Genomic DNA, 9779 nt, shown 5'->3' with positions numbered 1-9779 from the left:
CCCGGCCGAGAACTCGGCCGGGCCCTTCCGTGTCGGGGGTCAGCGATCAGCTGAAGGAGTCACCGCACGCGCAGCTGCTGCCGGCGTTGGGGTTGTCGATGGTGAAGCCCTGCTTCTCGATCGTGTCGGCGAAGTCGATCGTCGCGCCCTCGAGGTAGGGGGCGCTCATCCGGTCGACCACGACCTCCACGCCGTCGAAGGCGCGCACGAGGTCGCCGTCGAGGGTGCGCTCGTCGAAGTACAGCTGATAGATCAGGCCGGAGCAGCCGCCGGGCTGGACGCCGACCCGCAGACGCAGGTCGTCGCGGCCCTCCTGCTCGAGCAGGCTCTTGACCTTGGCACTGGCCACATCGGTGAGGACGACCCCGTGGGCCGGAGCCTCGGTCTGGGCCTCGGTGGCGGAAGCGTTCGTCTCAACACTCATCTGTGTTTCCTTCGCGTCGTGGTGCACGGGTCGGTGTCGACAACCCGCACGAGGTCGGATGTGTTCCCGACTCCCTCAGAATACGTCGCCGGGGCCGCTGGTCGAACTGGCCCACGCCGTGGCTCGGCTCAGGGCCGCTGCGGGGACCAGGTGTGGGCGACCCTCGCCATCAGTGCGGCGAGGGCGTCGGACGTGCCGCCGGATGGGCCCCGGGGTCCGCCCACGACGGTGTAGACGCCGCTGAAGCCGGCGTCGATGGCCTCCCGGCGGGACACGACGCTCTCACCGGCGATGAGCACGGTCGGCACGCCGAGCCGTTGCGCGCGCCGGGACACGCCGAGCGCGACGCTCTGCTGCAGCGACTCCCAGTCGAAGGTGCCACAGGCCGCCACGACCAGGTCCGAGGCGGAGGCGGCCCGGTCGAACCCCACGGCGTCGAGCAGGGAGTCGACGCCCTCGACGTGTCGCCCGCCGAGCAGGTGCAGGGCGTAGCCGACTCCTCCCCCTGCTCCGGCGCCGGGGGCGCGCTCGGGCCGGATCGCCTCTCCGGAGAGCAGGTCCCGGCGAGGCGGGTGGGCCCGGGCGACGAGGCTGGCGAAGTGGCCGAGGGACGCTTCCAGCCGTTGGGCCTGCTCGTCGCTCGCCCCGATCCGGCCGGCGAACACGGCGCTCGTGCCCTTGAGTCCGAGCAGCGGTGAGGCCACGTCGGTCGCGACGAGGAGGTCCACGTCGCGGAACCGGCGCCTGGCGGAGTCGAGCCCGGCGAGGTCGGCCACGGTGAGGTCGGCGAGGGCGACGCCCCCGCGTCCCAGCCGGTCCGGGGCGCCGACGCCGAGGGTGGCGAGCAGTCCGGCGCCGGCATCGTTGGTGCCGAGGCCGCCGACGCCGACCACGACGCGGCGGGCTCCCAGGTCGAGGGCGGCGAGGAGCAACCGGCCGACGCCCGCCGAGCTCGTCCGTGTCGGGTCCCGCTCGGCGTCGGCCAGCAGGTGCAGACCCGCTGCCTGGGCCGCCTCGACGTAAGCGGTGGGACCGTTCTCCCCGGGTGCGAGCAGGACCGCCGCCGGGACCTCTCGGCCGAGCGGGTCGGTCGTGACGACGGCCTCGAGGCGGCCGTCCACGCCCTGGGCGAGGGCCGCCAGGAAGCCGGCACCGCCGTCGGACGCCGGCTGCAGCACCAGCCGGTCCCGGGGGGCGGCTGCGGCCCAGCCGCTCCCGATCACGTCCGCGGCGCGGGGGCTGGCAAGGTCGTCGACGGAGTCCGGGACGATGAGCACGCGCACGCCGGCCATCCTTGCACCAGCCCCAAACTCCCCCGGGTCGAGGTATTTACCGGACGGTGGCGTCCGCCGATTACCTCGACCGAGCAGGTCACTCCCCCGGGTCGAGGTATTTACCGGACGGTGGCGTCCGCCGATTACCTCGACCGGGGCAGGGCACCGAGACGGGCGAGCAGCAGCGCCTCCGCGACGCAGACCCGCTCGAACTCGCCGAGGTGCAGCGACTCGTTGGCGCCGTGGGCCCGGGTGTCCGGGTCCTCGACCCCGGTCACGAGGATCGCCGCATCCGGGAACCGTGCGGCGAAGTCGGAGATGAAGGGGATGGAGCCACCGACCCCCATGTCGACGGGGTCCGTGCCCCACGCGTCGGCAAAAGCGGCCCGCGCCTCGTCATAGACGGCCCCGTTGGCGTCGGCCGCGAAGCCGGAGCCGAGCTCCTCGAGGGTCACCGTCACCTGGGCACCCCACGGCGCGTGCGACTCGAGGTGGCCCTTGAGCGCCTCGAACGCCGCCTGCGGGTCCTGGGTCGGGGCGATGCGCATCGATACTTTCGCGGCCGCCTTGGCGGCGAGGGTGTTCGACGCCTTCTCGACGGAGGTGACGTCCATCCCGATGGTCGTGATCGACGGCTTGGTCCACAGCCGGGTGAGGATGGAACCGGTGCCGATGAGCGAGACCCCCTCGAGCAGGCCCGACTCCTCACGGAACCGGGCCTCGTCGTAGTCGAGGTCCGCGGCAACGCCCTCGTCGAGCCCCGCGACGGCGACGTTCCCCTCGTCGTCGTGGAGGGTGGCGAGCAGGCGGACGAGCGCGGTGACGGCGTCGGGCGCAGCGCCGCCGTACATGCCGGAGTGGACCGAGTGGTCGAGGGTCTGGACCCGCACGATGACCCGCACCCCACCGCGGAGCGTCGTCGTGAGCGCGGGCGTGCCGATCTGCCAGTTGCCGGAGTCGGCGAGGACGATCGCGTCGGCGGCGAGCCGCTCGCCGTGCTTGTCGAGGATCGTGCCCAGCGACGGCGACCCCGACTCCTCCTCGCCCTCGACGAACACGGTGACCCCGACCGGGAGCCGGCCCCGCAGCGCTCGCAACGCCGCGACGTGCGCCATGACGCCCGCCTTGTCGTCCGCCGCTCCCCGACCGTAGAGCCGCCCGTCGCGCTCCTCGGGCTCGAACGGCTTGCTGTCCCAGTCGGCGTCGTCGCCCGGTGGCTGGACGTCGTGGTGGGCGTACAGCGTCACGGTCGGCGCCCCCTCCGGACCGTCGATGTGGCCGATGACGGCGGGGCGTCCGCCCTCGACGATCACCTCGGTCTGGAGGCCCTCGGCGCGGAGCAGCTCGGCCACCGCCTCGGCGCTGCGGGCGACCTGGCTCTGGTCGAAGCTGGCGGCGGAGACGCTGGGGATGCGCACCAGCCGCTCGAGGTCGGCCCGCACCTGGGGCATCAGCTCGGCGACGCGGTCGCGGATCTCCTGGATCTGGTCGGGGGTGAGGGTGTCAGCAGTCACGTCTCCGACCCTATCCGCGCCGTCAGTCGGTAGGGTCGCGACTGTGGCAGCCGGCAACACCTTCGTCGGCGGCCGGGACCCGTGGCTCTCCCGGCTCGGCAACTTGCGCAACGTCGTGCGCCAGGAGCTGGTGACCCGCCAGCTGCGCGCCCACCTGTCGGACCCGCCGTTGCACGTCCTCGACGTCGGGGCGGGACAGGGCACGCAGGCGCATCGGCTCGCCGCCGACGGGCACGCCGTGACGGCCGTCGAGCCCGACCCGGGCATGCGGGACGCGTTCACGCAGGCCGCGGAGCGGCTGCCCGCCGAGGCGCGGGACCGCGTCCGTCTCCTCGCGGCAGACGTGGCCGCGCTCGAGAGCGTGACGAGCCCAGCGGCATACGACGTCGTGCTCTGCCACGGTGTGCTCATCTACCTGCCCGCGGCGGCGCCCACGGTCACGGCGCTCGCGAGCCGGGTGGCACCCGGCGGCCTGCTCTCCCTGGTCGCGCGCAACGGTGACGCGATGGCCTGGCGCCCGGCACTTCGGAGGGACTGGGCGGCCACCCTCGCCCTGCTCGACGAGGTCGACGCCGCTCGGGCGGAGGGCCGTGACGCGGTGTACCGCAACGAGCTCGGCGTCGACGCGCGGGCCGACACCGTGAGCGCGCTGGCCGCCGCGTGCAGCGACGCGGGCCTCGAGGTCGAGCAGTGGTACGGCGTCCGGGTCGCGAGCGACGGCGTCCCGGTCGACGAACCGGCGCCCGAGGAGGCAGACCTCGCAGCGCTGCTCGACGTCGAGGAGCGGCTCGGTCGGACCGACCCGTACCGGTGGGTCGCGACCCTCGTGCACCTCGTCGCCCGCCGGCCCCGGGGCGCCGGGGACGGCGGGCGGATCACGTCTGGTCACTGAGGGACGTGCTTGACTCGGCAGATGGAAGACCGGGTCGCTGCAGCCCTCGCGGCGGTGCCGCGCAGCGTGTTCCTCCGGCCGGGCGACCGGGCTCGCGCCGGCGACGACTGGCCGATCCCCATCGGCCACGGGCAGACGTGCTCTCAGCCCGCGACCGTCGAGGTGATGCTGCGTCTGCTCGACGTCCGCCCCGGTGACCACGTCCTCGACATCGGGTCCGGCTCGGGCTGGACGACGGCCCTGCTCGCCCACCTCACGGGTCGCAGCGGGACGGTGCTCGGCCTGGACGTGGAGCCCGAGCTCGTCCGGTGGGGCCGGGAGAACCTCGCGCACGTCGGCGCCGCCGCGACGATCCGTGCAGCGCAGTCCGGGCAGCTCGGGGCGCACGCTGACGGGCCGTGGGACCGCATCCTCGTGTCGGCCGCGGCCCAGTCGCTGCCGTCCGCCGTGGTCGACCAGCTCGCCGACGGGGGTCGCATGGTCATCCCCGTCGCCGGCTGGCTCACCCTGGTCGAGCGGGCGAACGGGTGCACACGAGCGAGCACGGCCCGTACCGCTTCGTCCCGCTGCGCTGACGGACCGACGACCCCGAGCGATTGGGGCGGACGAGGCTGGCTCACCTACAGTTGTGCCCGTGTTCGGACGCAAGAAGACGACCCTCAACGACGACCTGGCCCAGGCGGCCACCGCCACGCCGGAGCGCCCCGGGGCCAAGAACCGCCCCACGCCGAAGCGGCGCGACCGGGAGGCGGCCAACCGGCGTCCGCTCATCGTGACCGACCGCAAGGCCGCCAGGTCCCAGGACAAGGTCGCGCGTCGTGAGGCGCTCGCCAAGCAGCGTCAGGGCATGATGACCGGCGAGGAGCGCTACCTGCCGCCGCGCGACAAGGGCCCGCGCCGCCGCTTCATCCGCGACTCCGTCGACGCCCGCTGGAACCTCGGGGAGTTCATGCTCCCCGTCATGCTGCTCGTCCTGCTGCTCAGCTTCATCAAGACCCCGTGGGCCCTGCTCGCGGTCTTCATCCTCGTCTACGGCCTCATCGCGCTGGCGGTCATCGACGCCCTCCTCATGTGGCTGCGCACGAAGAAGAAGATGACCCAGAAGTTCGGCGGCGCCGAGCGGGGCGACGCGATGTACGCGATCATGCGCGCCTTCCAGATGCGGCGCACCCGGATGCCGAAGCCGCAGGTCGCGCGCGGGCAGCACCCCGCCTGAGGCCCGAGGGTCAGCCGCGCAGGTCGGCGAAGGCGAGCGGCTGCCTCGTCACCGCGTAGGTGGCGAAGTAGAGCCGGTCGACCTGCCCGTCGTCGCGGCGAACGACCTCGAGCACCTCACCGCGCTCGCGGCCCTCGACCGCGCGGAAGCGGTCGCGGCCTGCTGCGGCATACCGCGTCTCCGAGAGGGGGTCGTGCTCCGACAGACGCGACCACAGCTGACCGTCGCGGACGAAGAACGTGAGCGGCGACCCCTCGGACCACCACAGCCCGAGCAGCGGTGCGAGGTCTGGGTGGGGCCGCTCGGGCCGCCACGGCGACGGCAGGCTCGGCTCGAGGTCGAGGACTGCCTCGACGAGGTCGGTTGCCAGGGCGAGGGGCTCGGCGCCCGAGGTGCAGTTGGCGAACACGATCGCGGCGACGCCGTCCCGGCGCCGGACCCGCAGCCCGGTGAGGTAGCCGGGCATCGCTCCCCCGTGCCCGACATAGACGCGCTCGCCGCGGCGGCCCATGCCGAAGCCGAGCCCGTAGCCACCGGTCCACCCCTCGGGGTCGGTCAGGATGATCGGCCGGCACATCTCCTCGACCGTCTCGGGTCGCACGACGCGGTCGTCGGGTCGCGCGACATAGGCCGCATAGCGAGCCATGTCCGTGACCGTGGACCACAGCCCGCCGAGGGGGGCCGTCGCGTTGAGGGTGAAGAGCGGCTCGACCGTCGCGGTGCCGGCGTAGGGGTCCACCTGGTAGCCGAGTGCCCGGTCGTCGGCGGGGACCAGGCCGGTCCTGGTCATGCCGAGGGGCTCGAGGATCCGCTCCTGGACGACGTCCGCCCAGTCCTGGCCGGTCAGCCGCTCGATGACCTGGCCCAGCAGCCCGTAGGCGAGGTTGGAGTAGTGGAAGGCATGGTGGGCCGGCAGCACCTGCTCGGCCTCGCCGACGCCGGCGAGGAAGGCCTCCCGGTCCGGCGCCTCGAGGCTCTCCCAGATGCGGCCGACCGGCTCGCGCTGCAGCCCGGAGGCGTGGGCCAGCAGCTGCCGGATCGGCACGCGCGCGTGGCCGATCCCCGGCAGGTGCGCCTCCAACGGGTCGTCGAGGGTGAGGCGCCCCTCGTCGCGCAGCGACATGACGGCAAGGGCGGTGAAGGTCTTCGTGACCGAGCCGATCATGAACTGTGTGTCGTCGTCGGCCGGCCGCGGACCGTCACCCACCCGGTCGTCGCCCAGTCGGGCGGCACCTGCGTGCGCGGACCACACGAGCTCGCCGTCGCGCACGACACCGGCGCTCACCCCGGGGGCCCGCCACTCCCGCTGGGCCGTCCGCAGCCGCGTCTCGAGGCGCCGCACCAAGCCGTCCGACAGCGTCTCGGGCGGCGACCCTGGCTGGGACTCGGCCGGCGCGACCGGGATCTCGGCGTGGCTCGCGCTCACTGAGCGGCCCGGAGGCTCATGGGGCCGTAGACGACGGTGTCCCCCTCGCGCAGCGTCACCGACTCGACCCCGCTGGCGAGCAGGTCGCGCCAGGTCTCCCCCAGCCAGCTCTCCGCGTCGCTCTGCGTCGGGAACGGCGTCGACGGCGCCGAGTCGGCGTGCACCGGGTTGCCGTCAGCGTCGGAATAGGCCCACGTCCAGTCCGCAGTCATGGCGCCACCCTACGGCCGGCGGGACACGTTTGACGGGTGGCCTGCCCACGTGCCACGGTTCGCAGTACCGAACAGGATCAAGGGGCAAGCCGGTGCAACTCCGGCGCTGACCCGCAACCGTGATGTCGACCGCCCGCCCCGGGCAGGCCGTCGACCAGCCGGAAAACCCTCCCCGTTCGACTCGATCACCATCCGTCTGTCGTGGAATACGGACCGGAGCAGCAGAGGCAGGTTGCCCTTCCTCGGTCTCCGACCGTGAGGAGGAGAACAATGCCCATCACCCCCCGCCGCTCCCTGCGCGTCGCGCTCGTCGCCCTGCTCGCAGCGGCGTTCGGACTGCTGACGACCGCCCCCGCACACGCGGCCGCCTACCGCTTCTGGGGCTTCTACGAGCTCACCAACGGCGCCTGGGCCTTCGCGCAGAAGGGACCTGAGCAGACCGTGCCGAAGGACGGCGCGGTGGACGGCTGGCGGTTCGCCGTCAGCGACGCCAACGGGACGAGCCGGTTCCCGCGGGCGGTCCTGAGCTTCGAGCAGGTCTGTGGGTCGACGCCCGCGGCCAGTGGCAAGAAGCGGGTCGGGCTCGTCGTCGACTACGGTCGCCCCGCCGACGCAGCGGACGGCGACACACCGCTCGCCCCGGCGGCCACGTGCGCCGTCGTCGCCACCGACGCCACGAGCCTCGACGTGCTGCGCACCATGGGCGAGGTGCGCGTGGAGAAGGGGCTCCTCTGCGGTGTCAACGGCTACCCCGCCTCGGGCTGCGGCGGCGAGGTGAAGACGGTCAGCCCCGAAGCGGCGGCCCCGGACGCCCCGGTCACCATCGCGGCGCCGGCGGCCACCCCGACCGCGTCCGCCGTGGCGCAGCAGGGGGCCGCGCAGCCCGCCCAAGCGGCGGACCACCGGACCTCGGCGGGCACGTGGGCGGCATACATCGCCGTGGCGGTCCTCGTCCTGGCGCTCATCGGCTACCTCTACCTCCGCTCGCGCGGCGCCCGGCAGCCGCGCTGAGCCGATGACGCAGCGCGAACGGCTCCAGCACCCCGCCGCCTGGTGGCTGTGGGGGCTGGGCCTTGCCACCGCGGCGTCCCGCACGACCAACCCGGCCCTGCTCCTGCTCGTGATCGGGGTGTGCGTGCTCGTCGTGGCCGAGCGACGTGATCCCTCGGCGCCCAACCCGCTGCGTGCCTTTTTGCTCATCGGCGCAGCCATCGTCGTCCTGCGGCTGCTCATCACCGTCGTGCTGGGCAACGGTGTCTACGGCGACACGGTCCTGTTCACCCTGCCCCGGGTGCCGCTGCCGGACTGGGCAGCCGGGGTGCGCCTCGGAGGCCCGGTGGCCCTCGAACCCATCCTCTACGCCGTCTACGACTCCCTGCGCCTGACCGCGATCCTGGCCTGTGTCGGCGCGGCGAACGCCCTGGCCAGCCCGCGTCGACTGCTGCGGCACCTGCCCGCGACGCTCTACGACGTGGGCACCGCCATCGTCGTCGGACTGACCTTCGCGCCACGGCTGCTCACCGACGCGCGGGCCGTGCGGGACGCCCGTCGGCTGCGTGGCCACGAGGGGGGCGGGATCCGGGAGGTCGCCCGGCTCGCCGTGCCCGTGCTGGAGACGGCCTTCGAGCGGTCCCTCGGCCTGGCCGCCTCGATGGAGTCGCGCGGCTACGGGCGCGCGGTCCGCTCGACGCCGACGTCGCGACGTCTCGCGACCGGCCTGGCCCTGGCCGGTCTCGCGGGTGTCCTGGCCGGCCTGTACGGGCTGCTCGACGCCTCGGCCGGCGGGATGCTCGGGCTGCCCCTGCTGCTCGTCGGCGTCGTCCTCGCCGGGGCCAGCCTCGTCGTGGGTGCCTGGAGGGAGGAGCGCACCGGCCACCGCCGGGACTCGTGGTCGTGGTCCGAGAGCGCGACGGTCTGTGCGGGTGCCGTCGCAGCAGCGGCGCTGGTGCTCGGCGGCGTACAGGGCTGGGAGGGCATCGTCCCGGCCCAGGTGGCACGCCTGCCCCAGCTGCCGCTCACCGCGGTGCTCGCGATCCTCGTCGCCGCAGGGCCCGCCTTCTTCACCCCCCGACCCCGAGCCGAGGCGCACGCATGATCACCTTCGAGCACGTCACCGTCCGGTTCCCGGAGTCGCCCGTCCCCGCCCTCGACGATGTCACCCTCGAGGTCCCCGAGGGCGAGCTCGTCCTCGTCATCGGCCCCACCGGCAGTGGCAAGTCGACGCTGTTGCGGTGCATCAACGGGCTCGTGCCGCACTTCAGCGGTGGCCTCCTCTCCGGCTCGGTCGCCGTCGACGGGCTCGACACCAGGCAGCACCGGCCCCGCGACCTCGCCACGGTGGTCGGTCTCGTCGAGCAGAACCCCGTCTCGACCTTCGTCACCGACGTCGTCGAGGACGAGATCGCCTACGGCATGGAGACGATGGGCCTGGACCCCACGTCGATCCGGCGGCGCGTCGAGGAAACCCTGGACCTGTTCGCGCTGACCGCGCTGCGCGCGCGGCCGCTCGACAGCCTCTCGGGTGGCCAGCAACAACGGGTCGCCATCGCCGCGGTCTTCGCCGCGGGCCCCCGGGTCCTCGTCCTCGACGAGCCGACCTCCGCCCTCGACCCGGTGGCCGCCGAGGAGGTGCTCGCCTCGCTCGACCGGATCGTCCATGACCTCGGCACGACCGTCGTCATCGCGGAGCACCGGCTCGAGCGCGTCATCCACCACGCCGACCGGGTCGTGCTGCTCGACCACGGCCGCACGAGCCCGCTCCTGGACCCGGCGGACGCCATGCGCACCTCACCGATCCACCCACCTGTTGTCGCCCTCGCCC

10 protein-coding genes and 1 pseudogene are annotated in these 9779 nt (G+C 73.6%); 6 read left to right on the top strand and 5 right to left on the bottom strand.

Annotated elements, in window-relative coordinates:
- Positions 1-46: 46 nt before the first annotated feature.
- From N864_RS15080 to N864_RS15070, 3 genes are all read right to left on the bottom strand, one after another.
- The gene (locus tag N864_RS15080) at positions 47-424 is read right to left on the bottom strand and encodes a HesB/IscA family protein (protein WP_034718513.1); all 378 of its coding nucleotides are present in this window, start codon (positions 422-424) and stop codon (positions 47-49) included.
- 128 nt (positions 425-552) lie between these two features.
- The gene (locus tag N864_RS15075) at positions 553-1716 is read right to left on the bottom strand and encodes a glycerate kinase (protein WP_081793904.1); all 1164 of its coding nucleotides are present in this window, start codon (positions 1714-1716) and stop codon (positions 553-555) included.
- Positions 1717-1841: 125 nt separating this feature from the next.
- A complete protein-coding gene (locus tag N864_RS15070; RefSeq protein ID WP_034718509.1) occupies positions 1842-3212 on the bottom strand; it encodes a dipeptidase in 1371 nt (456 codons plus the stop codon).
- Positions 3213-3255: 43 nt separating this feature from the next.
- Between N864_RS15070 and N864_RS15065 the strand changes: the two genes are divergently transcribed.
- From N864_RS15065 to N864_RS15055, 3 genes and pseudogenes are all read left to right on the top strand, one after another.
- Positions 3256-4104, top strand: coding sequence for a methyltransferase (locus N864_RS15065; protein ID WP_034718506.1), 849 nt, complete (start codon positions 3256-3258; stop codon positions 4102-4104).
- Between the two features lie 21 nt (positions 4105-4125).
- Positions 4126-4539, top strand: a pseudogene (locus N864_RS15060) (protein-L-isoaspartate O-methyltransferase family protein); the annotation flags it as partial.
- 199 nt (positions 4540-4738) lie between these two features.
- Positions 4739-5320, top strand: a complete 582-nt coding sequence (locus N864_RS15055) for a DUF3043 domain-containing protein (RefSeq protein ID WP_034718519.1) — start codon at positions 4739-4741, stop codon at positions 5318-5320.
- Positions 5321-5330: 10 nt separating this feature from the next.
- Here the strand turns inward: N864_RS15055 and N864_RS15050 are convergent, their stop codons facing one another.
- Both N864_RS15050 and N864_RS15045 read right to left on the bottom strand, forming a co-directional pair.
- Positions 5331-6746 carry a serine hydrolase domain-containing protein gene (locus N864_RS15050; protein WP_240474349.1) on the bottom strand — a complete coding sequence of 472 codons (1416 nt, stop codon included), beginning with the start codon at positions 6744-6746 and terminating at the stop codon, positions 5331-5333.
- A complete protein-coding gene (locus tag N864_RS15045; RefSeq protein ID WP_034718504.1) occupies positions 6743-6958 on the bottom strand; it encodes a hypothetical protein in 216 nt (71 codons plus the stop codon). Before N864_RS15045 ends, N864_RS15050 begins: the two co-directional genes overlap by 4 nt.
- Positions 6959-7228: 270 nt before the next feature.
- On the opposite strand from N864_RS15045, the gene N864_RS15040 reads away from it, so the two are divergent.
- From N864_RS15040 to N864_RS15030, 3 genes are all read left to right on the top strand, one after another.
- Positions 7229-7969, top strand: a complete 741-nt coding sequence (locus tag N864_RS15040; RefSeq protein ID WP_034718499.1) for an SCO2322 family protein — start codon at positions 7229-7231, stop codon at positions 7967-7969.
- Between the two features lie 4 nt (positions 7970-7973).
- A complete protein-coding gene (locus tag N864_RS15035) occupies positions 7974-9053 on the top strand; it encodes an energy-coupling factor transporter transmembrane component T (protein ID WP_034718496.1) in 1080 nt (359 codons plus the stop codon).
- A partial coding sequence (locus N864_RS15030) for an ABC transporter ATP-binding protein (protein WP_034718494.1) occupies positions 9050-9779 on the top strand: 730 nt, incomplete at its 3' end. The genes N864_RS15035 and N864_RS15030, both read left to right, overlap by 4 nt.

The organism is Intrasporangium chromatireducens Q5-1, assembly GCF_000576575.1.
Classification (GTDB): Bacteria; Actinomycetota; Actinomycetes; order Actinomycetales; family Dermatophilaceae; genus Intrasporangium_A; species Intrasporangium_A chromatireducens.
Note: the sequence above shows the minus strand (reverse complement) of the source record. Positions and strands in the feature narration are given on the sequence as shown.